This window comes from Ketobacter sp. MCCC 1A13808, from assembly GCF_009746715.1.
GTDB lineage: Bacteria > Pseudomonadota > Gammaproteobacteria > Pseudomonadales > Ketobacteraceae > Ketobacter.
In genome coordinates, this window is the sequence record NZ_VRKW01000019.1 from 1 (window position 1) to 22,091 (window position 22,091).

The window sequence follows — 22,091 nt, forward strand, 5'->3', positions numbered from 1 at the left end:
ATCGTCCGCAGTTCTACTTCCGTACAACGGATATCACCGGTGCTGTAGAGCTTCCTGAAGGCGTAGAGATGGTAATGCCGGGCGATAACATCAAGATGGATGTTACCCTGATTGCACCGATTGCGATGGAAGAAGGTCTGCGTTTCGCAATTCGTGAAGGTGGCCGTACTGTTGGTGCGGGTGTTGTAGCGAAAATTGTTGAATAAAAGCTTGTAACCCGGCTTCGATCGGGTTACATTATCGCGCCTCACAGATGTGGGGTGCGAGATTCACAGCCTAGGCAACGTTCTAGGCACGTAGCCATTAAAACCGTTTCCTGACTTTTATCAGAAAGTTAGTTGGGATTCAGGCGGTTTTTTTGCTGTTTATTTATTGAAATTTCTGGAGTTCCCAGGCGATGCAAAACCAGAAAATTCGTATTCGCTTAAAAGCGTTTGATCATAAACTAATTGATCAGTCTGCGCTTGAGATCGTGGAGACGGCGAAACGTACGGGTGCGCAAGTGCGCGGTCCTATTCCTCTGCCAACTCGCAAAGAGCGATTCACGGTTTTGATTTCACCGCATGTTAATAAAGATGCGCGAGATCAATACGAGATTCGTACTTATAAGCGAATGGTCGATATTGTAGAGCCCACAGATAAAACGGTTGACGCCCTGATGAAGTTGGATTTGGCAGCTGGCGTTGATGTTCAAATCTCATTGGGTTGATCGTGCTGATAAGCAGCATGGCATAAGAGGTTAATGATATGGCAATCGGTCTAGTCGGACGAAAATGTGGCATGACCCGTATCTTCACAGAAGACGGTATGTCCGTTCCAGTTACCGTAATTGAAATTGAGCCTAACCGCATTACGCAGGTTAAGGCGCCCGAAACAGACGGGTACTCAGCTGTTCAGGTTACAACAGGGTCACGCAAAGCGTCACGCGTTGTTAAGTCAGCTGCAGGTCATTTTGCAAAAGCAGAAACCGAAGCAGGTCGGGGTTTGTGGGAATTTACGCTCACTGAAGCGGATCTGGATTCCTATAAGGTCGGCGATGCTATCCAGGTTGACTTGTTCGAAGCTGGAAGCAAAGTAGATGTGACAGGCACTTCCAAAGGTAAAGGTTTTGCCGGAACCATCAAACGATGGAACTTTAAAGGTCAGGACGCGACACATGGTAACTCCTTGTCGCATCGTGTGCCCGGTTCTATCGGTCAAAACCAATCTCCTGGCCGGGTTTTTAAAGGTAAGAAAATGGCTGGGCAAATGGGTAATCGCAAAACAACAGTACAGTCTCTTGAGGTTGTTCGGGTTGATGCTGAAAGAAATCTTCTTTTAGTTAAAGGTGCGGTTCCGGGTGCTGCTGGCAACGATGTGATCGTTAGCCCGGCTGTGAAAGGTTAAGCCAAAGAGGATTAGCGGATGAATCTGAATATTGCCTCTGGCGGAACTGTTAGTGTGTCAGAAGTGGCGTTTGCTAAAGAATTTAACGAGCCTCTGGTTCACCAAGTGGTAACCGCTTTTATGGCGGCTGGTCGTCAGGGTTCCAAAGCTCAAAAATCGAGAGCAGATGTAAGCGGTGGCGGTAAAAAGCCATGGCGTCAAAAAGGTACAGGGCGCGCCCGTGCGGGAACGATCCGAAGCCCCATTTGGCGTAGTGGTGGTGTTACGTTTGCAGCATCGCCGCGTGATTATAGTCAAAAAGTGAATCGCAAGATGTATCGCGGTGCTATGCGCTGCATATTGTCTGAGTTGGTGCGCCAGGAACGTTTGGTGGTGGTTGAGGGTTTCGATCTTGAGCAACCAAAAACGAAACTGATGGCAGCCAAGCTAAAAGAGTTAAGCGCAGAGCGAGCTTTGATTGTGGCGGCTGAAGTGAGTGAGAATGTTTATCTTGCTTCGCGTAACTTGCCGAAAGTTGAGGTTTGTGATGTGCATGCAGTGGACCCTGTTAGCCTGATAGCTCATGACAAAGTGATCATCACAGTAGATGCGCTTAAGAAGATCGAGGAGCAGCTGGCATGAACCAGGAACGACTTTTTAAGGTTTTGAGAGCACCTCATATTTCTGAGAAAGCTACTCTGGTTGCCGATCAAAGTAACCAGTTCGTATTTAAGGTTGCTACTGATGCCACCAAGGCTGAAGTTAAAGCTGCTGTAGAGAAAATGTGGGACGTTAAAGTTAAGTCTGTGCAAACTTTGCTTGTTAAAGGCAAGGCGAAGCGATTCGGTCGCGGCATGGGGAAACGGTCCGATTGGAAGAAAGCCTATGTGTCTCTGCAAGATGGCTTTGATATCGACTTTCTCGGCGCAGAGTGATTAAGGAGTAGAGATCATGGCATTGGTTAAAGCTAAACCTACATCACCCGGTCGCCGCTTTGTTGTAAAAGTTGTTAATCCGGATTTGCATAAGGGTGCGCCGCACGGCCCGTTATTGGATACGAACTCCAAAAAAGGTGGACGTAACAACACCGGGCGAATCACGACCCGACACAAGGGTGGCGGCCACAAGCAGCACTACCGAATTGTCGACTTTAAACGTGACAAAGACGGTATTCCTGGCACAGTTGAGCGTTTGGAGTATGATCCTAACCGGTCTGCCCACATTGCGCTTATCAAGTTTGCAGATGGCGAACGGCGTTACATTATCGCACCTAAGGGCCTGGCTGTTGACGCTCAGGTGTTAAGTGGGCAGGACGCGCCAATTAAAGTTGGCAACTGTTTGCCGATGCGCAATATACCAGTCGGTAGCGTGGTTCACTGCATCGAGTTGAAACCCGGTAAGGGTGCTCAGATGGTCAGAAGTGCAGGTGGTTCTGCTCAGTTGCTTGCTCGTGATGGCGCTTATGTGACATTACGGCTTCGCTCCGGCGAAATGCGCAAGGTGTTGGCGGATTGCAAAGCCACGATTGGCGAGGTAGGCAATTCAGAGCATAGCTTGGCATCGCTTGGAAAGGCCGGTGCAAAAAGATGGCGCGGTGTTCGTCCAACGGTTCGAGGCGTAGCCATGAACCCGGTTGATCACCCGCACGGTGGTGGTGAAGGTCGTACATCAGGTGGTCGCCATCCGGTAACGCCTTGGGGTGTGTCCACTAAAGGTCACAAAACACGTAAGAATAAGCGCACGAATAAGTTGATTGTTCGTCGTCGCGGTTCGAAATCGTAATACGGATAAGAGGTATTTATTGTGCCACGTTCATTGAAGAAAGGTCCGTTCATCGACGAACATCTTTTGAAGAAAGTGGAAGAAGCTGCAGAAGCTAATTCGCGCAAGCCGATAAAGACATGGTCGCGTCGATCAATGATTCTTCCAGACATGGTGGGCCTCACTATTGCGGTTCACAATGGTCGCCAACATGTTCCAGTTATCGTATCTGAGCACATGGTTGGTCATAAATTAGGTGAATTTGCAGCTACCCGTACTTATCGGGGACACGTTGCAGATAAAAAGGCTAAACGCTAAGGGGTGCAGTGATGGAAACAGCAGCTAGATTACGCAGCGCATTGATTTCTGCACAGAAAATGCGGTTAGTCGCCGATCAGGTTCGTGGTCAGAAGGTTGACCAGGCTTTGAATATACTGGCATTTAGCCCGAAGAAAGCAGCACACCTGGTAAAAAAGGTTTTGGAATCTGCGATTGCTAACGCTGAGCATAACGATGGCGCGGACGTTGACGAATTAAGGGTTTCAGAGATTTTTGTTGACGAAGCCATGACGATGAAGCGCATTCGTCCTCGTGCTAAAGGGCGCGCTGATCGTATCATGAAGAGAACTTGCCATATCACGGTCAAGGTATCTGACAACTAGGAGACAGACCAGATGGGTCAGAAAGTTCATCCGACCGGGATACGTTTGGGAATCGTTAAAAAGCATACTTCAACATGGTATGCCTCTCCCAAGCAGTACTCAGGTTATTTGCTAACAGACTTAAAAGTACGTGAGTATCTTTTCGATAAGCTGAAATCAGCTTCCGTAAGTCGAATCGAGATCGAGCGTCCTGCTGAGAACGCGCGTATTACTATCAAAACGGCTCGGCCTGGCATAGTGATCGGTAAAAAAGGCGAAGACGTAGAAAAGCTGCGTCGTGAATTGTCTCAGATGATGGGCGTGCCTGTGCATGTCAATATCGAGGAAGTTCGTAAGCCCGAACTGGATGCTCGTCTGGTTTCAGAAAGTATTGCCTCGCAGCTTGAGCGTCGAGTTATGTTTCGGCGAGCCATGAAGCGAGCGGTGCAGAATGCAATTCGCTTAGGCGCTAAAGGAATTAAAGTCCAGGTATCTGGGCGATTGGGTGGAGCGGAGATCGCGCGAACTGAATGGTATCGTGAAGGTCGAGTGCCTCTTCATACACTACGTGCAGACATCGATTATGCTACTTCGCGTGCGGAAACCACTTACGGCACCATTGGTGTGAAAGTGTGGATCTTCAAAGGCGAGATTCTAGATGGTGATCTGGACCAACCTGAAGAGCAAAAAGCAAGCGCACCAAAACGTACACGTGCTAGCTAAGGGTCAAGAAGATGTTACAGCCTAAACGCACCAAATTTAGAAAGCAGCATAAAGGCCGCAACCGTGGCCTGGCTCAGGCCGGTAATAAGGTTTCATTTGGAACCATCGGTTTGAAAGCTGTGAGTCGAGGACGACTGACTGCCAGACAAATTGAAGCCGCGCGACGTGCAATGACTCGTCATGTAAAGCGGGGCGGTAAGATCTGGATTCGGGTCTTTCCTGACAAGCCGATTACAGAGAAGCCTCTTGAGGTTCGTCAAGGTAAAGGTAAAGGTAATGTTGAGTACTGGGTAGCGGAGATCCGCCCCGGAAAGATGTTGTATGAGATGGAAGGCGTTGATGAAGCAATTGCTCGTGAAGCTTTCCAGTTGGCAGCTGCTAAGTTGCCTATTCAGACAACTGTGGTAACGCGGACGGTGATGTGATGAGCGCTAGTGATTTAAGGCAAAAATCGGAATCTGAGCTCAATGAGCATTTGCTGGGTTTGTTGCGCGAGCAGTTCGAGAATCGCATGAAACTGGCTACTGGCCAGCTGGGACAACCCCATATAATCAAGCAAACTCGTCGCGATATAGCTCGCACTAAAACGATTTTGGCAGAAAAGAAGCAGGGTAATTGAGAATGACAGAAGCTACTGCGAAAACTAAGCGTACTCATACCGGCAAGGTAGTGAGTAACAAAGGTGACAAATCCGTCACTGTAATGGTAGAGCGCAAAGTTAAACACCCTGTTTATGGAAAGTTTGTGCGCCGTTCTACCAAGTTTCATGCTCACGATGAAGCTAACGAGTGTAATGCGGGGGATACAGTCACTATTGAAGAGTGTCGTCCGTTGTCGAAAACCAAGTGCTGGCGCTTGGTGAGCATTGTTGAGAGAGCAAAGATTTAGTCTTTGAAAGCTCTTGGAATTTAATTTTGGAGACTGGCAATGATTCAGACCCAAACTGTACTACAGGTTGCTGATAACAGCGGTGCTCGCCGGGTGCAATGTATTAAAGTGCTTGGTGGTTCTCATCGTCGCTATGCGCGAATCGGTGACGTAATTAAAGTTTCGGTTAAGGAAGCGATTCCTCGAGGCAAAGTTAAGAAAGGCGATGTAATGAACGCTGTTGTAGTTCGCACTTGCCAAGGTGTTCGGCGTCAGGACGGCTCTCTGATCCGTTTCGATGAGAATGCCGCGGTATTGTTGAATGCGAATCGACAGCCCATCGGTACACGTATCTTCGGGCCTGTAACTCGTGAGCTTCGCGGTGATCAGTTTATGAAGATTATTTCTTTAGCCCCCGAAGTGTTATAAGGCTGAGGTAATCAATATGTTAAAGATCAAACGCAATGACGAAGTAGTTATCATCGCTGGCCGTGATAAGGGTAAGCGGGGCAAGGTTCTTAAAGTGTTGGAAGGTAAGTTGCTCATTAGCGGTATTAATATCGTTAAGAAGCACCAAAAGCCGAACCCACAAAAAGGCGCTGCTGGTGGCATAGTTGAAAAAGAGGCCCCTATACAGGTTTCAAACGTTGCCATATTCAACCCACAGACCCAAAAAGCGGATCGTGTTGGATTTAAATTCCTTGAGGATGGCAAGAAGGTTCGTTGTTTTAAATCAACGAACGAAGTCATTGAGGAGCAGGCGTAAGCCTGAAGGTTACGGGTTATAGCAATGAGCAGATTGAAAGAAGTCTACAAGAACGAGATCGTATCAAAGCTGCAAGAGCAGTTTTCATACAAGAGCGTAATGGAAGTTCCTAAAATCACTAAAATCACACTGAACATGGGTGTGGGTGAAGCCGCAGCAGATAAAAAAGCGATTGATGGTGCTGTTGCTGATATGGCGCTTATTAGCGGCCAAAAGCCGCTCGTTACTAACGCTAGAAAGTCAGTAGCGGGTTTTAAAATCCGTGAGGGCTGGCCGATCGGCGCGAAGGTCACGCTTCGTGGTGAGCGTATGTACGAATTCCTGGATCGTCTGGTTTCGATGGCTATCCCGCGTATCCGTGATTTTCGGGGCTTAAATCCTAAGTCATTCGATGGCCGTGGCAATTACAGCATGGGGATCAAAGAGCAAATCGTATTCCCTGAAATCGAGTATGACAAGATCGACAAGATTCGCGGTATGGATATCACCATCACTACCACAGCGAAGTCTAATGAAGAAGGCAGAGCGTTGCTCGAAGCCTTTCAGTTCCCGCTAAAGAAATAGGTGAAATAGAATGGCAAAGGTTTCAATGATCGAGCGTGAAAAAAAGCGCCAAATCACGGTAGCAAAATTCGCCAAGAAGCGTGCGGAGCTGAAAGCGATCATAAATGATCCGAATAGCAGCGAAGAAGAGCGCTGGGAAGCACAGCTGAAATTGCAAAAGCAACCTAGAAATGCATCTCCAGCGCGTTTGCGTAATCGTTGTGGTATTACAGGCCGTCCACACGGCTTTTATCGCAAGTTTGGTTTAGCACGTAACAAGTTGCGTGAAGCTGCGATGCGCGGAGATGTTCCCGGCCTGGTTAAGTCCAGCTGGTAATTACGGTTTACGGAGCATTAAATCATGAGTATGCAAGATCCTTTATCGGATATGTTGACACGAATTCGCAACGGGCAAATGGCTAAGAAGGCCACTGTTGCCATGCCTTCTTCGAAAACCAAAATTGCGGTCGCGAAAGTACTGCAAGACGAAGGTTATATCGCAGGTTACTCCGTTGAAGGCGATAAGATTCCAGAGTTAACAGTAGAGCTGAAGTACTTTGAAGGCAAAGCTGTTATTGAAGAAATAAAACGCGTAAGCCGGCCAGGACTGCGCATTTATAAGTCAAACGACTCTATACCTAAGGTGATGGGTGGGCTGGGTGTAGCCATTGTATCCACCGATAGGGGCGTTATGACTGATCGAGCTGCTCGCGCTGCCGGCGTCGGTGGTGAAGTGCTTTGTTACGTATCTTAATAGGTGGTCAGCGATGTCACGTGTAGCTAAAAGCCCTATTGAAATTCCTTCTGGCGTGAATTTTAGCCAGAGCGGTCAGGAATTGACGGTTAAGGGTTCTAAGGGCGAATTGAAACTGAACGTCCACCCGCTGGTCCTAGTGGAAGTGGAAGGTAGTGTAGTACAGGTCAAGCCGCATGCAGAAAGCCAGGAAGCATGGGCGATGGCAGGTACATTCCGATCTCTGGTTAACAACATGGTCACGGGTGTTAATTCGGGTTTTGAGAGAAAATTAGAGCTGATTGGTGTAGGTTACCGGGCTCAAGCCAAAGGCAATGTTCTGAGTTTGACGCTGGGTTTTTCGCACCCTGTCGAATATCAACTGCCTGAAGGTGTCACAGCGGAAACACCGACTCAAACTGAAGTGGTGTTGAAGAGCGCGAACAAGCAGTTGCTTGGTCAGGTCGCAGCAAACGTGCGGGCCTTTCGCCCACCTGAGCCGTATAAAGGTAAAGGTGTTCGCTATTCTGATGAACAAGTTCTTCGCAAAGAAGCGAAGAAGAAATAATTGGTGAGATGACAGTAGCCATGAATGACAAAAAATTTGCGCGTTTGCGCCGGGCGAAACGCACCAGAATGAAGATTCGCGAGTTGAATCAGACCCGTTTGACGGTAAATCGGACTGGCAAACATATTTACGCTCAGGTGATTTCCACTGACGGCAGTAATGTGATCGTTAGTGCGTCAACCAACGAGAAAGGTTTTCAGGGAGCGACCAGCAACCGTGATGCAGCAGCAGCCATTGGTTCGTTGATAGCTGAACGCGCCAAAGAAAAGGGCGTTACCAAAGTAGCGTTTGATCGATCCGGGTTTAAATATCACGGTCGGGTTCAAGCATTGGCAGATGCAGCGCGTGAAGGCGGCCTTGAGTTTTAAAGGGTATTGAAATGGCAAAAGTTGAAGATAAAAACGAAGGTTTCCAGGAAAAATTAGTCCAGGTAAACCGCGTTGCTAAAGTGGTCAAGGGCGGACGGATATTCGGTTTCACCGCGTTGACCGTAGTTGGCGATGGCAACGGCAAAGTGGGCTTTGGAAGTGGTAAGGCTCGCGAAGTACCGGTTGCGATCCAAAAGGCTCTTGAAGCGGCCCGGCGTAACATGGTCTCGGTCGAGCTGAATGGCACGACCCTGCAACATCAGATCAAGGCGCAACATGGGTCCTCAAAGGTCTATCTTCAGCCAGCATCCGATGGTACCGGCATTATTGCCGGAGGCGCAATGCGTGCGGTTTTAGAGGTTGCAGGTGTTCAAAACGTTCTGGCGAAGTGCTACGGCTCAACTAATCCAATGAACGTGGTACGTGCAACCGTTAAAGGTTTGGCCTCTATGAAGTCTCCTGAAGACGTGGCAGCCAAGCGTGGGAAGAGCGTAGAAGAAATTCTGGGATAAGAACCATGAGCAAGAACACCATCAAAGTAACACAGACTAAAAGCTCAATCGGCCGTGTCGAAAGCCATAAAGCAAGCCTTCGAGGTTTGGGTCTTCGGCGCATAGGGCATACTGTTGAAGTGGAAGATACAGCTTCGGTTCGCGGTATGGTCAATAAGGTGTATTACATGGTTCGTGTTGAGGGTGAATGACATGAGATTAAATAGCTTGAGTCCGGCAACTGGTTCCAAACCAAGTGCAAAGCGACGCGGCCGCGGTATCGGTAGTGGGCTGGGTAAAACAGGTGGACGTGGTGTGAAAGGTCAGACTTCTCGCTCCGGTGGCACTGTTAAGCCAGGTTTCGAAGGTGGTCAGATGCCAATTCAGCGTCGTTTGCCGAAGTTTGGCTTTACCTCGCAAAAAGCATTGATTACTCAAGAAGTGCGTTTGTCCGAGTTGGCAAAAGTTGAAAGCGATGTGGTTGATTTGGGAGCTCTTCAAGCTGCAGGGATTATCCGACGTAGTACCAAGTTCGCCAAGGTCGTACTATCCGGTGAGATAAACAAAGCGGTTACCTTAAAGGGAATTCCAGCAACTAAAGGCGCAAAAGCTGCGATTGAAGCTGCTGGTGGAAAAGTAGAGGAATAGAATGGCAACCAAGCCCCAGCAAACCGGCATGCCGAACGCAAATTCTGCGGGAATGGGAGAACTTTGGGCTCGTCTCAAGTTTTTGTTCTTCGCAATTTTGATTTATCGCATTGGGGCGCACATTCCTGTACCTGGTATCGACCCGGTACAGTTGCAGAACCTGTTCAATCAGCAACAAGACACGATTCTTAGCCTGTTTAACATGTTCTCAGGTGGTGCTTTAGAGCGTATGTCTATTCTGGCATTGGGGATAATGCCTTATATATCAGCCTCTATAATCATGCAGTTGCTTACTGCGGTCAGTCCTCAGTTGGAGCAACTGAAGAAAGAAGGAGAGGCGGGCCGACGCAAGATTTCACAATATACCCGATATGGCACTCTGGGTTTGGCGACCTTGCAGTCTCTGGGTATGGCCATGGCACTGCAGAGTCAAGGAGTTACCTTGACCGTTGGTTTCAGTTGGCTCTTCCCTGCTGTCGTTGCGTTGACAACAGGCACGATGTTTTTGATGTGGGTCGGTGAGCAAGTCACGGAGCGCGGGATTGGTAATGGTATTTCGATGATCATCTTCGCGGGTATTGTTGCGGGCCTTCCGCAAGCCATTGGTCAGGCTTTGGAGGCTACCCGTCAGGGAGAGCTGAATATCGCCGTGTTACTGGTATTGGCTGTTGTTGCTGTGGTGGTAGTTTTCTTTGTAGTGTTTATGGAGCGGGCGCAAAGGCGGATAACGATTAACTACGCCCGTCGCCAGCAAGGCAAAAAGATGTTTGCTGCGCAGCAGTCTCATCTGCCAATGAAAATCAATATGGCCGGTGTTATTCCACCGATATTTGCAACGAGTATTTTACTTTTCCCTGCAAGTATCGGTCAGTGGTTCGGTGAGAACGAAAATATGGCGTGGTTGCAAGAAGTCTCTTTGGCACTGAGCCCGGGCCAGCCGCTGTATTTATTGCTTTTCGCTTTGCTTATTGTGTTTTTCTGTTACTTCTATACGGCGATTATGTTTAATCCCAAGGACGTAGCGGATAACTTGAAAAAATCTGGCGCTTTTGTACCTGGGATTCGTCCCGGAGAGCAAACCGCCAAATACATCGACGGGGTGTTAGGTCGTTTGACATTGGTCGGCGCGTTGTACATCACGCTGGTGTGTCTGTTACCACAGGGCTTACAAGCGTTTGGTAATGTCCCGTTCTATTTAGGCGGTACGTCGCTACTGATCGTTGTCGTTGTGGTTATGGACTTTATGGCGCAGGTACAAAGTCACCTGATGTCCAAGCAATACGAGTCCTTGATGAAGAAAGCAAACCTGAAAGGCTACGGCGGAACCGGCCTAGTTCGATAAGGTTTACCCTAAGCTTATTTGGAGTTTGACATGAAAGTTCAGGCATCAGTAAAGAAGATTTGCCGTAACTGCAAGATAGTACGTCGCAAAGGCGCTGTACGCGTGATATGCAGTTCTGAGCCCCGCCATAAGCAGCGCCAGGGCTAAATTTAAACCTCGCGAAAAAGACAAAGATCTAAATAGTTGATTTTTGTGCGCTGTAAAGATATTCTTTGCGCCCTTTCGCGGCTGATAAACAGTATTTGAAGCTCGAGTAAATGGAGTAAGTTGAATGGCCCGTATAGCAGGCGTCAATATTCCTGATAACAAGCATGCGGTTATCTCGTTAACCTACATATTTGGTGTTGGGAACACAAAGGCAAAAGCTATTTGTGAATCGGTTGGTATTAATCCAGCTATGAAGATCAGAGAGTTGACGGATGAGCAGCTTGACGCTGTGCGTAATGAAGTTGCTAAGCATCCAACTGAAGGCGATTTGCGTCGAGAAGTATCTATGAACATTAAGCGTCTCATGGATCTTGGCTGCTATCGCGGGCTGCGACATCGTCGCAGTTTGCCAGTTCGTGGTCAGCGCACAAAAACAAATGCGCGTACCCGCAAAGGTCCACGCAAGGCAATTCGTAAGTAATAGCGCAACGTTCAGGAATTAATTGAGATGGCTAAGGCGAAAGCGACAGCGCGTACGCGTAAGAAAGTTAAAAAGTCAGTTGTTGATGGAGTGGCTCATATCCACGCTTCATTTAACAATACTATCATCACACTGTCCGACCGGCAGGGCAACGCTTTGTCCTGGGCGACAGCAGGTGGTTGTGGCTTCCGTGGTTCACGAAAGAGTACACCCTTCGCAGCACAGGTAGCAGCTGAGAAAGCTGGTCTTGCAGCCCAGGAATATGGTTTGAAGAATCTGGAAGTGATGGTAAAGGGTCCAGGACCAGGCCGTGAATCAGCGGTCCGCGCATTGCACTCGTGTGGATATAAAATTAACAGCATAACTGACGTGACGCCGATACCCCATAATGGGTGTCGTCCGCCGAAGAAACGTCGAGTTTAACGGGAGTACCATTCATGGCAAGGTATTTAGGCCCTAAATGTAAATTGTCCCGTCGTGAAGGAACAGACCTCGGACTTAAAAGTGGTGTTCGTGCTTATGAAAGCAAATGCCGCTCAGAAAAAGCGCCCGGGATGCACGGTGATCGCCGTGGTCGGCTTTCCGATTACGGCACGCAATTACGAGAGAAACAAAAAGTGCGCCGCATTTATGGTGTGCTAGAGCGTCAATTCCGGAATTATTATTCTGAAGCAGCCCGTCGTAAAGGCGCAACAGGCGAAAACTTACTGCAGTTGCTAGAAGGTCGGCTCGATAACGTAGTTTACCGTATGGGTTTCGGTTCTACTCGATCAGAAGCACGGCAACTGGTTAGTCATAAGTCTATTGTCGTTAATGGGCAAACGGTAAACGTGCCTTCTTTCCAGGTTAGTCCTGGTGATGTAGTGGCCATTCGTGAAAAAGCCAGATCGCAGTTGCGCATTAGTGCTGCTCTGGAATTGGCTGAGCAACGTGGTTTTGCGTCCTGGGTTGAAGTAGATACCAAGAAAAAAGAAGGTGTTTTCAAGGCTGTACCAGAGCGTACTGATCTTCCCTCTGAACTCAACGAAAACCTAATCGTAGAGCTTTATTCTAAGTAATAAATAAGCAACAGGTTGAGGTGGTACTCTATATGCAACGCTCTGTAAATGAGTTTTTAACACCAAGAACAATTGGTGTGCAGGAAATTAACGAAACACATGCCAAGGTCACGCTGGAACCCCTTGAGCGTGGTTTCGGACATACGTTGGGTAATGCGTTACGAAGAATTCTGTTATCCAGTATGCCTGGTTCTGCTGTTACAGAAGTTGAAATCGACGGTGTTGTACACGAGTACAGTACGCTCGAAGGTGTGCAAGAAGATATAATTGATATTTTGCTCAATTTGAAGAATCTGGCTGTACGCCTGAACGAAAAAAGTGAAGCGGTTCTGAGCATTAACAAAGAAGGACCGGGTCCTGTAACTGCCGGTGACATTCAGTTGGATCATGATGTTGAGATTGTTAATAAAGATTTGGTTATCGCCAATCTCAGTTCCGGTGCCAAGCTAAATATGAAACTGCGAATTCAAAAAGGGCGCGGATACGAGCCTGCTGACGGTCGCGATAGTGACGAAGACACACGCGGTGTTGGTCGTTTGCCTCTTGATGCAACGTATTCGCCAATTCGGCGCGTGGCCTATGTTGTAGAAAGCGCTCGTGTTGAACAGAGAACCGACCTTGATAAGCTGGTTATTGATCTTGAGACCAACGGCACCATAGACGCTGAAGACGCGATTCGACGTGCAGCTACCATATTGCAACAGCAACTTGCCGTATTTGTTGACCTCGAGAAAGAGTCAGAACCACAAGCAGTGGAAGAGCGTGATGAAATTGATCCGATTCTACTTCGACCAGTCGACGATTTGGAATTAACAGTTCGTTCTGCGAATTGTTTGAAAGCTGAGAACGTTTATTACATTGGTGACTTGGTGCAGCGTACTGAGGTCGAGTTGTTAAAAACGCCGAACCTCGGTAAGAAGTCATTAACTGAAATTAAAGACGTGTTGGCGTCAAAAGGTCTTTCTCTGGGTATGCGCCTGGAAAACTGGCCTCCCGGCAGCCTGCGTGATGATGAGCGCGTGCTAAAGAAACGTTAAACCACTGGGGCTGAATTAACGGCCCCGTTAGTTGTAAAGGATAAGAGCGATGCGTCACCGTAAAAGTGGTCGTAAATTTAATATGAACAGCAGCCACCGGAAAGCGATGTTCCGCAATATGGCTGTATCCCTGGTTGAACATGAGCTGATCAAGACCACTTTGCCTAAAGCGAAAGAGTTGCGTCGCCATGCTGAGCCGCTGATTACACTTGCGAAGAACGATAGTGTTGCTAATCGTCGCCTGGCCTTTGCCCGAACACGAAGCAAAGAGGCGGTCGGTAAATTGTTCACAGATCTTGGCCCTCGTTATAAGGAACGGCCAGGTGGTTATATCCGCATACTCAAATGTGGTTTCCGCTCAGGTGATAAGGCTCCGATGGCATATGTCGAGCTGGTTGATCGCCCGGTTATCGCTGAAGCGGTTGAGTTAGACGATTAGTTCCAAGGTTCTGCATAAAAAAGGCCGGCTTATTTTTGCCGGCCTTTTTTATGCAGGCCGTATTTCGCCTTGCTCCGCCGATTTGAAATGATTATGGGTAGTTTAGGCTCGAGTCTGCAGGCTGTTTCTTGAATCTGCCGTACATCCATTGGAATTGGGATGGAGCTCGATTTATCGCAGTTTCAACGGCTTCGTTAATGCCTTTGGCGGCTTGGCATGGGTCTTCACTTGATTGATTCTTAACTACATCGAATACAATATCGAAACCGTTTTTGGTCCTCAGCGCTGTAGCTAGTAATACAATTGCATCGTGTTTGCGTGCCAGCGATGAGATTAGCGTATCTGTATAAGCAGGATGACCGTAAAAGGGTGCATATACGCCCATTCCTTCACTGGGAATGTGGTCCGGTAAAAGTGCTACCAGTCTTCCCGAGCGCAGGCTTTTTATAAGTGCCCGAATTCCCCGTTTGTCAGCTGGCGCCATGATGATCCCGTTGCGATTGCGTTGCTCCAGTATAAATTCTGTCAAGGCAGGTTGTTTGTCGTCTGGCTTAAATAGCGCGGTCATCTCGTGCCTGCTACAGAAATAGTGATTCAGCATTTCCCAATTCCCCAAGTGGGGAATTCCTACGATCACTCCGCGACCAGATGCTTCCGCATCCAGTAGGGTGCGTTCGTTTCGGATGGTCATCTTCTTCATCGCTTTTTCCGGCGTCCAGCCCCAGGCCGCCCCCGCTTCCATCACCCACATTCCCGCTTGCATGCATTGGTTTTTTACAATTTTTTCGCGTTTTTCTTGCGATAATTGCGGATAACACAATTTTAGGTTGTAGCGGGCTATGTCTACACGGCGGTTATTAAATATGTAATAAAGCAACCCGCAGCTGCGGCCAATTGCACGCATCACCGGCAGCGGCAGATTAGAGCAGCAAAAGATAAAGCATCGAAGTGCAGAATGTTGGAATTTATACGTCTTTTTCAAAGTATTTAAGCTGGCCTTGTGATTCGATTTATTTGTGGTTCGATAGAATCGGCTTTAGGAATCGACCCGTATGGGATTGTCGTATTTTCGTTAATTGCTCTGGTGTACCTTGTGCAATTATTTCCCCGCCACCGCTACCGCCTTCCGGTCCGAGATCAATCACCCAGTCTGCCGTTTTTATGACGTCCAGGTTATGTTCAATGATTACCACGGAGTTGCCTTTATCTCTGAGGTGATGCAATACAACAAGAAGCTGTTTTATATCATGAAAATGAAGCCCGGTTGTGGGTTCATCAAGAATATAGAGGGTGCTGCCGGTGTCCCTTTTGGAAAGCTCCTTGGATAGCTTGACCCGTTGCGCTTCCCCGCCTGAAAGTGTAGTGGCCGACTGGCCCAGTCTAATGTAAGAAAGACCTACATCGACCAATGTCTTAAGTTTACGTGCTATAACCGGAATATTCTCGAAAAACTCGTGTGCTTCCTCCACCGTCATCGCCAGTACTTCGGTGATGTTTTTGGTTTTATAGCGAATTTCCAAGGTCTCACGGTTGTAGCGTTTGCCCTTGCATACATCGCAAGGTACATACATATCAGGTAGAAAATGCATTTCCACTTTAATGACACCATCGCCCTGACAGGCTTCACACCGTCCGCCTTTGACATTGAAGCTAAACCGGCCTGGCCCGTAGCCCCTGGAGCGCGATTCCTGAGTTCCAGCAAACAGCTCCCTTATGGGCGTAAATAGTCCCGTGTAGGTTGCCGGGTTCGATCGGGGTGTGCGGCCGATCGGGCTTTGATCTATATCGACGACTTTGTCGAAGTGGTCGAGCCCCTCGATGGACGTGTGGGGAGCGGCTTTGTGTGTGGTTGCGCCGTTTAGTAAGGTTGTTGCTAACGGAAAAAGAGTGCTGTTTATCAGGGTTGATTTACCCGACCCGGATACGCCAGTTATGCAAGTCATTAATCCTACCGGTAGATGAAGATCTACCGATTTTAGATTATTACCCTGAGCGCCCTTGATGATGAGTGTGCGTTCAGGGTCGATGCTTTTGCGCAGGGCTGGAATGTCGATTTTTTTAGTGCCCTTTAGATACTGCCCAGTAAGGGATTTGCGGCATGACATGATTTGTTCTACCGTGCCCGCTTTTATTACCTCACCCCCGTGGACGCCGGCACCAGGCCCTATATCAATGACAAAATCAGCGGCGCGGACCGCATCCTCATCGTGCTCCACTACAATGACGGTGTTTCCCATATCCCGCAAGCGGGTGAGCGTGGCAAGTAGCCGCTCGTTATCTCGTTGGTGCAAGCCAATAGACGGCTCATCAAGGATGTAGAGCACGCCCACCAAGCCTGCTCCAATCTGGCTGGCAAGCCGAATGCGCTGTGCTTCTCCCCCGGAGAGGGTTTCAGCTTTGCGGTTGAGAGACAGATAATCCAAGCCCACATTGACCAGGAATTGCAGCCGCTCGCGTATTTCCTTAAGTATTTTTTCCGCTATTTCGCCTTTCTTGCCCTGAAGCTTTAGGGCCTTAAAATATTCTAGTGATTCGCCAACCGGTAATTTAATGACATCAGGTAATGTGGCCGATTCTATGTACACATGGCGTGCAGATCGGTTAAGCCGAGAGCCGTTACAGGTTCTGCAATCCGCCACACTTAGGAATTTGGATAGCTCTTCCCTGACCGCGTCCGATTCGGTCTCGCGGTAGCGCCGTTCCATGTTGGGGATGATGCCTTCAAATGGGTGATTGCGGGTGATGGCATCGCCACGGTCATTCAGGTAATGGAACGGCACCGAATCGGTTCCGGTGCCATGGAGAACGGCCTGGCGGGCTTTTTTGTTAAGTTTGCCAAAAGGTTTGTCAATGTCGAAACCGATGTGCTCCGCCAGTGAGCGTAGCATTTGAAAGTAGTAGATACTGCGCCGGTCCCAACCTTTAATTGCGCCTTCTGCCAGGCTGAGCTCGGAAGAAACTACTATGTTGTCTTCATCGAAAAACTGATTTACTCCCAGCCCATCACAGGTGGTGCAGGCGCCTGCGGGGTTGTTGAAGGAGAACAGCCTGGGCTCCAGCTCGCTGAGATTGTAGTTGCAAACCGGGCAGGCGAATTTGGAAGAGAATAGTGATTGTTCTTTGGGAGAGTCCATATTGACCACCAAAGCGGTACCCGTCGTCAGATTCAAGGCTGTTTCAAACGACTCCGCAAGGCGCAATTCCAAGCCTGCTTTAACTTTGAAGCGATCAACCACAACTTCAATCGTGTGCTTGCGTTTCTTATCCAGTTTCGGGGTTTGATCCAGATCCACCACAATGCCGTCTATTCGCGCTCGAACAAATCCGTCAGCACGTAGCTCCTCGAATAAGTGGAGGTGCTCCCCCTTTTTGTCCTGTACCACCGGTGCCAGCAGCATGTAACGATTTTCCGCTGCTAACGCCATCACATCATCTACCATCTGGCTGATGGTCTGTGCTTCCAGGGGAAGGTCGTGGTCTGGACAGCGAGGAGTGCCTACGCGGGCATATAAAAGACGCAGATAGTCGTAGATCTCAGTGATGGTGCCAACAGTGGATCGGGGGTTATGAGAGGTGCTTTTTTGTTCTATGGATATGGCAGGAGAGAGCCCTTCAATATGATCAACATCCGGCTTCTCCATCAATGACAGGAATTGTCTGGCATAGGTAGATAGGGATTCTACGTAACGTCTTTGACCTTCTGCGTAAAGCGTATCGAAGGCCAGAGAGGACTTGCCTGAACCTGACAAGCCAGTAATGACAATAAACTTGTCGCGCGGAATGTCCAGGCTGATATTCTTTAGGTTGTGAGTGCGTGCGCCACGTACTTGGATGGTGTCCATCGTTACCCCCGCCAATGAAAACCCGCAAGTATAAAGGGATTGTACAGCGGGAACTACTTAATAGATGGCTTGAGCCGGATTGTGGATCTGATAAGAGGGTTAAAAGGGCCTGTTACACAAACTAAATGTACTTTGTGGATCATTGGTCAGCGCCAGCACTTCGGGAGAGAGGGTATCAGTGGTAGAATCCTGCCCAATTTGATCGGATAAGATTTTTTGATGAACTCTTCAGAAGCTCGAGCCACATGGTCCCTTGCCAGCCTATTCGGGTTGCGTATGTTGGGCTTGTTTATGATATTGCCTGTTTTTGCCATTTATGGTGAGCAGTTGGCGGGCTCGACCCCTCAGCTAATTGGGCTCGCGATAGGTGCTTACGGTCTGACTCAGGCGTTGTTGCAGGTCCCCTTTGGCTTATTGTCTGACCGTATTGGTCGTAAGCCCGTTATTATATTAGGGTTAATTGTATTTTGTGTCGGAAGCGTGGTTGCGGCGCAGTCCGAATCAATTTATGGCGTGATAATCGGCCGAGCCCTTCAGGGAGCGGGTGCCATAGCCAGCGCAGTTATGGCGTTGCTGGCAGATCTGACCCGTGACGATCAGCGCGCCAAAGCCATGGCTTTAGTGGGCGCGAGTATTGGCTTGTCGTTTTCTCTTGCCCTTATTATAGGTCCGGTAATTGCCGGTATTGTTCATTTGCAGGGGCTTTTCTGGGTAACGGCGTTGTTGGCTGTAGGAGGGATCGCAGTCACTGTGTGGGTTGTTCCGGATCCGGATAGTCGGCGGGTGTTCCGTGATACCCGGCCCGTCATGGATAATCTTGTCGATGTTCTGAAAAATCCCGATCTACTGCGCCTCGATTTAGGAATCTTTCTGCTGCATATGGTGTTGACGGCAAGCTTTGTTGTATTGCCAAGCTGGTTGGTGGGGCAGGCTAATATCGAGAGCACTCATCATTGGCTGGTTTATCTTCCTGTACTGTTTGGTTCTTTCATTCTGATGCTGCCGCTTATGATCATGGCGGAAAAAGCAGGTAAGGTGAAACAGGTTTTCTTGTTCGCAATTGCACTGTTGGTGGTGTCACTCCTGGCTATCAGTCTGTGGCATCATAGCCTGGTATCAATTCTGTTAGGCTTGTTTGTGTTCTTTTGGGGCTTTAATCTGCTGGAAGCATTGCTGCCGTCATTGGTGAGTAAGCTGGCTGCGCCGGGGTACAAAGGCACCTCAATGGGCGTTTACTCCACTTGCCAATTTTTGGGCGCTTTCGTAGGCGGTGCAGGCGGTGGCTGGTTATTGGGTAATTTTGATGGTGCCGCAGTCTATATGGTTGGCAGCGGGTTGATTGCAGTTTGGTTTCTATTTGCCTTAGGTATGAGGCAGCCGCCAAACTTACATAGCCTGACGTTACAGCTGAGCCATGCTTCTGACCTGGATACGCATGTTTGGGTCAAGCGTTTTATGGCGATTGCGGGGGTGGAGGAGGCCGTCGTGATCGTCGAGGACAAAATGGCTTATTTAAAAGTGGATAAAAGTCGGCTGGATCAAGAACAATTGTTGCAATTGTCCCAAGCCTCCGTATAAATAAGATTTATTTCGAATACACAAAAGCATACAGCAATATAGAGAAGCGGGAGAGTTTCATGGCACAGCGCGGTGTGAACAAGGTAATAATAGTGGGCAACCTGGGGCAAGAGCCGGAAACGCGGTATTTGCCCAGTGGCGGGGCCGTCACTAACGTGTCCTTGGCGACCAGCGAAACGTGGAAAGATAAAAACAGCGGCCAGATGCAGGAGCGTACAGAGTGGCATCGCGTTGTATTTTTTAACAAATTGGCAGAAATTGCAGGCGAATATCTGAAAAAAGGCTCCAAAGTTTATATTGAAGGCTCGTTACGAACCCGCAAGTGGCAAGATAAAAGCGGAAATGACCGCTACACCACTGAAATTGTGGCCTCAGAAATGCAAATGCTCGACTCTCGTGGCGGAAGTGGTGATTCTGGTGGCGGTTTTGATGGTTACGATCAGATGCCCGAAGCGCAGCAACCGTCTTCCTCTTCTTCTCCTGCTCAGAGTAGCAGTACGCCTGCTGGTGCTGACTTTGAAGACGATATTCCGTTCTGATGTGCATCCCGATACCGGAATTTGGTCCAGTCACTTGATCAAGTGACTGGGTCGGGGGAATCGGCGTATTTCAATTGTTTTATTGAAGCAAAGACTTAGGCGGGATTTCTGCCATACTGAATGAGTATTTGTTTGCAATAGTGTTAACAGGTACTAGCTTGAATGTCCTCTCTGGCATAGGGAGACGTGAACAAATTATGTTAAGCTGCTGCTGCGCTTAAGATAATAAGAATAAGATAAAGCTCAAAAGAGCCGTCAAGGAGAGGAAGCCCTTCCAGTCGAATTATGAAGTTACGCAACCTGATTATACTTGGTGTCTGCTCAATTATTGTTTTTGCTATTTTGTTCTTACCAGCAAGCTTGTTGTGGCGTGCCGCCTCAGGCTCTTTGGCAGGTCTGCCGCTTCAGGTCGAAAGAGTCGGTGGCAGTGTTTGGGATGGTTATGCCGTAGCCAATCTGCGCAACCCTGCGTTGCGAGGGCCGGTAGTTATAGATTGGGACCTTAAGGCCCTCCGTTTGATTTTGGGCGAAGTCCGTTTAGGGCTGCGGGTTGAAGGCCAGGCATTCCAGCTGACCGGTGATGCTTTCACAGGGCTCTGGGGTAAGGGTGCAAACGACCTTAACGGGGATATTCAGGCCAGAATGCTGGATCAGATGCTAAGAGAATTCGGTGTGTCCGCTGGTGGTGCGCTAAAAGTGAACCAAGTCGGCTTTAATATAAGCGGAAACCGGGTATCTTCAGCCGAAGGTCAGATAACATGGGGTGGTGGTATGGTTACTGCGCCCGGCCGCGGCAGAAGCAACCCCATCGATTTTCCACCGGTGAAAGGTGAGCTTTCCGAAAACGAAGGCAATTTGATGCTGGCGTTTACGGAAACAAAGGGCAATAAGTCGTTGGGCGAACTGGGATTACTGCTTGAAAATGGTGTCGCGAGTGTAAAAGTGTTACAGCGAGTGTTAAGGCTTGCGGGTATGGAAGCCTCGGGTAGTGACGACAAAGTTTTGGTAAATATGCAGCAACCGCTGCCATTCTGATATTTAGTTATTGAAGAATGCTAATCTGTTATTGAAGAGTACCGTCTTATTCGTATGCGTTGAACCATCGGTTAAAGTGAGGTTCATAGAACCAGAATAAGAATAAGAATTAAGAAGGGCAGGAGATTACATTGACAGCGGATCCCCAAACCAATCCTTGGGTGAGTAAAGGCAACATACTGGCGTGTGCCGTCCTGGTAATTGCTATTGCCTATGTGTTGGTGCAGATAGTGTATTTGTTCGTAGATACCTCTGTTGGCGATGCCCCCTCGGTTTACGGGGATGGCAATACGGCTGGTATGCCGGTGAGCTCCGAAGGCAGCAAGGTCGATACATCGGCTATCGCTTTGTGGAGTCTTTTCGGCAAGGAAGGAGCGAAGCCGGTCGAAACCACTCAAACCACAGATGTGGATGCTCCTGAAACGCGCCTTGCATTGGAGTTGCAGGCTGTTTTCGTTTCGCCCGATAAAGAACGCTCTTCCGCCATGATTGCAGAAGCCCGTAAAGAAAGTCTTCTGTACCGTGTTGGCGATAAGGTTCCCGGTAATGTGTCTTTGGAAGCAGTGCACCCTGACCGTGTACTTTTGAACCGCAACGGTTTGCTGGAAGCACTTTATTTTCCTGAGAACGCAGGAGCGGGCATGAGCCGAGCTGGGTCAACCGCGCGTGGACGTGATGCGCGTTCCGCAAACTTGATGCGTCGTTCCGGGTCAGATAGTGGTCGCAAGGCATTTGGCTCACGACCCGGCGCTGGTGGTGGTCTGTCGCAAGCGGATATGCAGGCAGCCATGACCGGCCAGATGGTGGGCGCTTTACGTGAACAATTGGATCAGAACCCGTCTGAAGTACTGACTCAGTTCGGGCTGGCGTCAAATAATGGCCGTGGTTATCGTGTTTCTGAAAGTGCAAACCCCATGTTAGCCGCGGCAGGCGCACGACCGGGGGATTTGATTTTGGCCGTGAATGGTCGTTCTCTTGGTGATCCTCAACAAGATGTCGGCCTCATTGAAGAAGTTATGCAAGACGGGTCAATAAGAATCTCCCTTGAGCGCAACGGCAGGGCTTTTGAGTCTGAATTTCAACTACCTGGGCGCTGATAAATGATGTGGCTGGATTGGC

35 protein-coding genes are annotated in these 22,091 nt (G+C 48.8%); 33 read left to right on the plus strand and 2 right to left on the minus strand.

The window, feature by feature from the left end; all coding sequences use genetic code 11:
- The 29 genes from FT643_RS20820 to rplQ form a co-directional block, all read left to right on the plus strand.
- A partial coding sequence (locus tag FT643_RS20820) for an EF-Tu C-terminal domain-related protein (protein WP_458859527.1) occupies positions 1-206 on the plus strand: 206 nt, incomplete at its 5' end.
- Positions 207-397: 191 nt separating this feature from the next.
- Positions 398-709: a 30S ribosomal protein S10 gene (rpsJ, locus tag FT643_RS20825; protein WP_156873353.1), complete on the plus strand. Its 312-nt coding sequence runs from the start codon at positions 398-400 to the stop codon at positions 707-709.
- A gap of 38 nt (positions 710-747) precedes the next feature.
- Positions 748-1,386: a 50S ribosomal protein L3 gene (rplC, locus tag FT643_RS20830; protein WP_156873354.1), complete on the plus strand. Its 639-nt coding sequence runs from the start codon at positions 748-750 to the stop codon at positions 1,384-1,386.
- 18 nt (positions 1,387-1,404) lie between these two features.
- Positions 1,405-2,007 (plus strand): 50S ribosomal protein L4, encoded by a 603-nt coding sequence (gene rplD, locus FT643_RS20835; protein ID WP_156873355.1) that lies wholly within the window; start codon positions 1,405-1,407, stop codon positions 2,005-2,007.
- Positions 2,004-2,300: a 50S ribosomal protein L23 gene (gene rplW / locus FT643_RS20840; protein ID WP_156873356.1), complete on the plus strand. Its 297-nt coding sequence runs from the start codon at positions 2,004-2,006 to the stop codon at positions 2,298-2,300. The genes rplD and rplW overlap by 4 nt, the downstream gene beginning before the upstream one ends.
- A 16-nt stretch (positions 2,301-2,316) precedes the next feature.
- Complete coding sequence (rplB, locus tag FT643_RS20845) at positions 2,317-3,147, plus strand: 50S ribosomal protein L2 (protein WP_156873357.1); 831 nt, start codon at positions 2,317-2,319, stop codon at positions 3,145-3,147.
- A 21-nt stretch (positions 3,148-3,168) separates the two neighbouring features.
- A complete protein-coding gene (gene rpsS, locus FT643_RS20850) occupies positions 3,169-3,444 on the plus strand; it encodes a 30S ribosomal protein S19 (RefSeq protein WP_317622092.1) in 276 nt (91 codons plus the stop codon).
- Positions 3,445-3,455: 11 nt separating this feature from the next.
- Complete coding sequence (rplV, locus tag FT643_RS20855) at positions 3,456-3,788, plus strand: 50S ribosomal protein L22 (RefSeq protein ID WP_156873358.1); 333 nt, start codon at positions 3,456-3,458, stop codon at positions 3,786-3,788.
- A gap of 12 nt (positions 3,789-3,800) precedes the next feature.
- Complete coding sequence (gene rpsC, locus FT643_RS20860) at positions 3,801-4,490, plus strand: 30S ribosomal protein S3 (RefSeq protein WP_156873359.1); 690 nt, start codon at positions 3,801-3,803, stop codon at positions 4,488-4,490.
- A gap of 11 nt (positions 4,491-4,501) precedes the next feature.
- Positions 4,502-4,915 (plus strand): 50S ribosomal protein L16, encoded by a 414-nt coding sequence (rplP, locus tag FT643_RS20865; protein WP_156873360.1) that lies wholly within the window; start codon positions 4,502-4,504, stop codon positions 4,913-4,915.
- The gene (rpmC, locus tag FT643_RS20870; protein ID WP_156873361.1) at positions 4,915-5,109 is read left to right on the plus strand and encodes a 50S ribosomal protein L29; all 195 of its coding nucleotides are present in this window, start codon (positions 4,915-4,917) and stop codon (positions 5,107-5,109) included. Before rplP ends, rpmC begins: the two co-directional genes overlap by 1 nt.
- 2 nt (positions 5,110-5,111) lie before the next feature.
- Positions 5,112-5,378 carry a 30S ribosomal protein S17 gene (gene rpsQ / locus FT643_RS20875; protein WP_156873362.1) on the plus strand — a complete coding sequence of 89 codons (267 nt, stop codon included), beginning with the start codon at positions 5,112-5,114 and terminating at the stop codon, positions 5,376-5,378.
- A 39-nt stretch (positions 5,379-5,417) separates the two neighbouring features.
- The gene (gene rplN / locus FT643_RS20880) at positions 5,418-5,786 is read left to right on the plus strand and encodes a 50S ribosomal protein L14 (protein ID WP_156873363.1); all 369 of its coding nucleotides are present in this window, start codon (positions 5,418-5,420) and stop codon (positions 5,784-5,786) included.
- 16 nt (positions 5,787-5,802) lie between these two features.
- Entirely contained in the window at positions 5,803-6,123 is a 321-nt protein-coding gene (rplX, locus tag FT643_RS20885; RefSeq protein ID WP_156873364.1) for a 50S ribosomal protein L24, read from the plus strand.
- Between the two features lie 24 nt (positions 6,124-6,147).
- Entirely contained in the window at positions 6,148-6,687 is a 540-nt protein-coding gene (gene rplE / locus FT643_RS20890) for a 50S ribosomal protein L5 (RefSeq protein ID WP_156873365.1), read from the plus strand.
- Between the two features lie 10 nt (positions 6,688-6,697).
- A complete protein-coding gene (rpsN, locus tag FT643_RS20895; RefSeq protein WP_156873366.1) occupies positions 6,698-7,003 on the plus strand; it encodes a 30S ribosomal protein S14 in 306 nt (101 codons plus the stop codon).
- 24 nt (positions 7,004-7,027) lie between these two features.
- Complete coding sequence (gene rpsH, locus FT643_RS20900) at positions 7,028-7,420, plus strand: 30S ribosomal protein S8 (RefSeq protein WP_156873367.1); 393 nt, start codon at positions 7,028-7,030, stop codon at positions 7,418-7,420.
- A 13-nt stretch (positions 7,421-7,433) separates the two neighbouring features.
- Entirely contained in the window at positions 7,434-7,967 is a 534-nt protein-coding gene (gene rplF / locus FT643_RS20905) for a 50S ribosomal protein L6 (RefSeq protein ID WP_156873368.1), read from the plus strand.
- 20 nt (positions 7,968-7,987) lie between these two features.
- Entirely contained in the window at positions 7,988-8,335 is a 348-nt protein-coding gene (gene rplR, locus FT643_RS20910) for a 50S ribosomal protein L18 (RefSeq protein WP_156873369.1), read from the plus strand.
- Between the two features lie 11 nt (positions 8,336-8,346).
- Complete coding sequence (gene rpsE, locus FT643_RS20915; protein ID WP_156873370.1) at positions 8,347-8,847, plus strand: 30S ribosomal protein S5; 501 nt, start codon at positions 8,347-8,349, stop codon at positions 8,845-8,847.
- A 5-nt stretch (positions 8,848-8,852) separates the two neighbouring features.
- Positions 8,853-9,038: a 50S ribosomal protein L30 gene (rpmD, locus tag FT643_RS20920; RefSeq protein ID WP_156873371.1), complete on the plus strand. Its 186-nt coding sequence runs from the start codon at positions 8,853-8,855 to the stop codon at positions 9,036-9,038.
- A 1-nt stretch (position 9,039) separates the two neighbouring features.
- Positions 9,040-9,474: a 50S ribosomal protein L15 gene (rplO, locus tag FT643_RS20925; RefSeq protein ID WP_156873372.1), complete on the plus strand. Its 435-nt coding sequence runs from the start codon at positions 9,040-9,042 to the stop codon at positions 9,472-9,474.
- Position 9,475: 1 nt separating this feature from the next.
- Positions 9,476-10,816, plus strand: coding sequence for a preprotein translocase subunit SecY (gene secY / locus FT643_RS20930; protein WP_232340381.1), 1,341 nt, complete (start codon positions 9,476-9,478; stop codon positions 10,814-10,816).
- A gap of 30 nt (positions 10,817-10,846) precedes the next feature.
- Positions 10,847-10,963, plus strand: a complete 117-nt coding sequence (gene rpmJ / locus FT643_RS20935; RefSeq protein ID WP_156873373.1) for a 50S ribosomal protein L36 — start codon at positions 10,847-10,849, stop codon at positions 10,961-10,963.
- A gap of 124 nt (positions 10,964-11,087) precedes the next feature.
- On the plus strand, positions 11,088-11,444 hold the full coding sequence (rpsM, locus tag FT643_RS20940) for a 30S ribosomal protein S13 (protein ID WP_156873374.1): 357 nt from the start codon (positions 11,088-11,090) through the stop codon (positions 11,442-11,444).
- Positions 11,445-11,471: 27 nt separating this feature from the next.
- On the plus strand, positions 11,472-11,867 hold the full coding sequence (gene rpsK, locus FT643_RS20945) for a 30S ribosomal protein S11 (protein WP_101893379.1): 396 nt from the start codon (positions 11,472-11,474) through the stop codon (positions 11,865-11,867).
- Between the two features lie 14 nt (positions 11,868-11,881).
- Positions 11,882-12,502 carry a 30S ribosomal protein S4 gene (gene rpsD / locus FT643_RS20950; RefSeq protein ID WP_156873375.1) on the plus strand — a complete coding sequence of 207 codons (621 nt, stop codon included), beginning with the start codon at positions 11,882-11,884 and terminating at the stop codon, positions 12,500-12,502.
- A 32-nt stretch (positions 12,503-12,534) separates the two neighbouring features.
- Positions 12,535-13,539 carry a DNA-directed RNA polymerase subunit alpha gene (locus tag FT643_RS20955; RefSeq protein ID WP_156873376.1) on the plus strand — a complete coding sequence of 335 codons (1,005 nt, stop codon included), beginning with the start codon at positions 12,535-12,537 and terminating at the stop codon, positions 13,537-13,539.
- 49 nt (positions 13,540-13,588) lie between these two features.
- Positions 13,589-13,978: a 50S ribosomal protein L17 gene (rplQ, locus tag FT643_RS20960; protein WP_156873377.1), complete on the plus strand. Its 390-nt coding sequence runs from the start codon at positions 13,589-13,591 to the stop codon at positions 13,976-13,978.
- A gap of 91 nt (positions 13,979-14,069) precedes the next feature.
- Here the strand turns inward: rplQ and FT643_RS20965 are convergent, their stop codons facing one another.
- Positions 14,070-14,960 carry a lysophospholipid acyltransferase family protein gene (locus FT643_RS20965; RefSeq protein ID WP_156873378.1) on the minus strand — a complete coding sequence of 297 codons (891 nt, stop codon included), beginning with the start codon at positions 14,958-14,960 and terminating at the stop codon, positions 14,070-14,072.
- A gap of 28 nt (positions 14,961-14,988) precedes the next feature.
- Positions 14,989-17,820: an excinuclease ABC subunit UvrA gene (gene uvrA / locus FT643_RS20970; protein WP_156873379.1), complete on the minus strand. Its 2,832-nt coding sequence runs from the start codon at positions 17,818-17,820 to the stop codon at positions 14,989-14,991.
- 219 nt (positions 17,821-18,039) lie between these two features.
- Here uvrA and FT643_RS20975 point away from each other — a divergent pair, with 219 nt between their 5' ends.
- The 4 genes from FT643_RS20975 to FT643_RS20990 all read left to right on the plus strand — a co-directional run bounded on the left by FT643_RS20975 (position 18,040) and on the right by FT643_RS20990 (position 22,069).
- Positions 18,040-19,398: an MFS transporter gene (locus FT643_RS20975; protein ID WP_156873380.1), complete on the plus strand. Its 1,359-nt coding sequence runs from the start codon at positions 18,040-18,042 to the stop codon at positions 19,396-19,398.
- Between the two features lie 59 nt (positions 19,399-19,457).
- The gene (ssb, locus tag FT643_RS20980; protein ID WP_156873381.1) at positions 19,458-19,937 is read left to right on the plus strand and encodes a single-stranded DNA-binding protein; all 480 of its coding nucleotides are present in this window, start codon (positions 19,458-19,460) and stop codon (positions 19,935-19,937) included.
- A gap of 285 nt (positions 19,938-20,222) precedes the next feature.
- On the plus strand, positions 20,223-20,972 hold the full coding sequence (gene gspN, locus FT643_RS20985; protein WP_156873382.1) for a type II secretion system protein N: 750 nt from the start codon (positions 20,223-20,225) through the stop codon (positions 20,970-20,972).
- Positions 20,973-21,103: 131 nt separating this feature from the next.
- A complete protein-coding gene (locus tag FT643_RS20990; RefSeq protein ID WP_156873383.1) occupies positions 21,104-22,069 on the plus strand; it encodes a type II secretion system protein N in 966 nt (321 codons plus the stop codon).
- Positions 22,070-22,091: the final 22 nt, after the last annotated feature.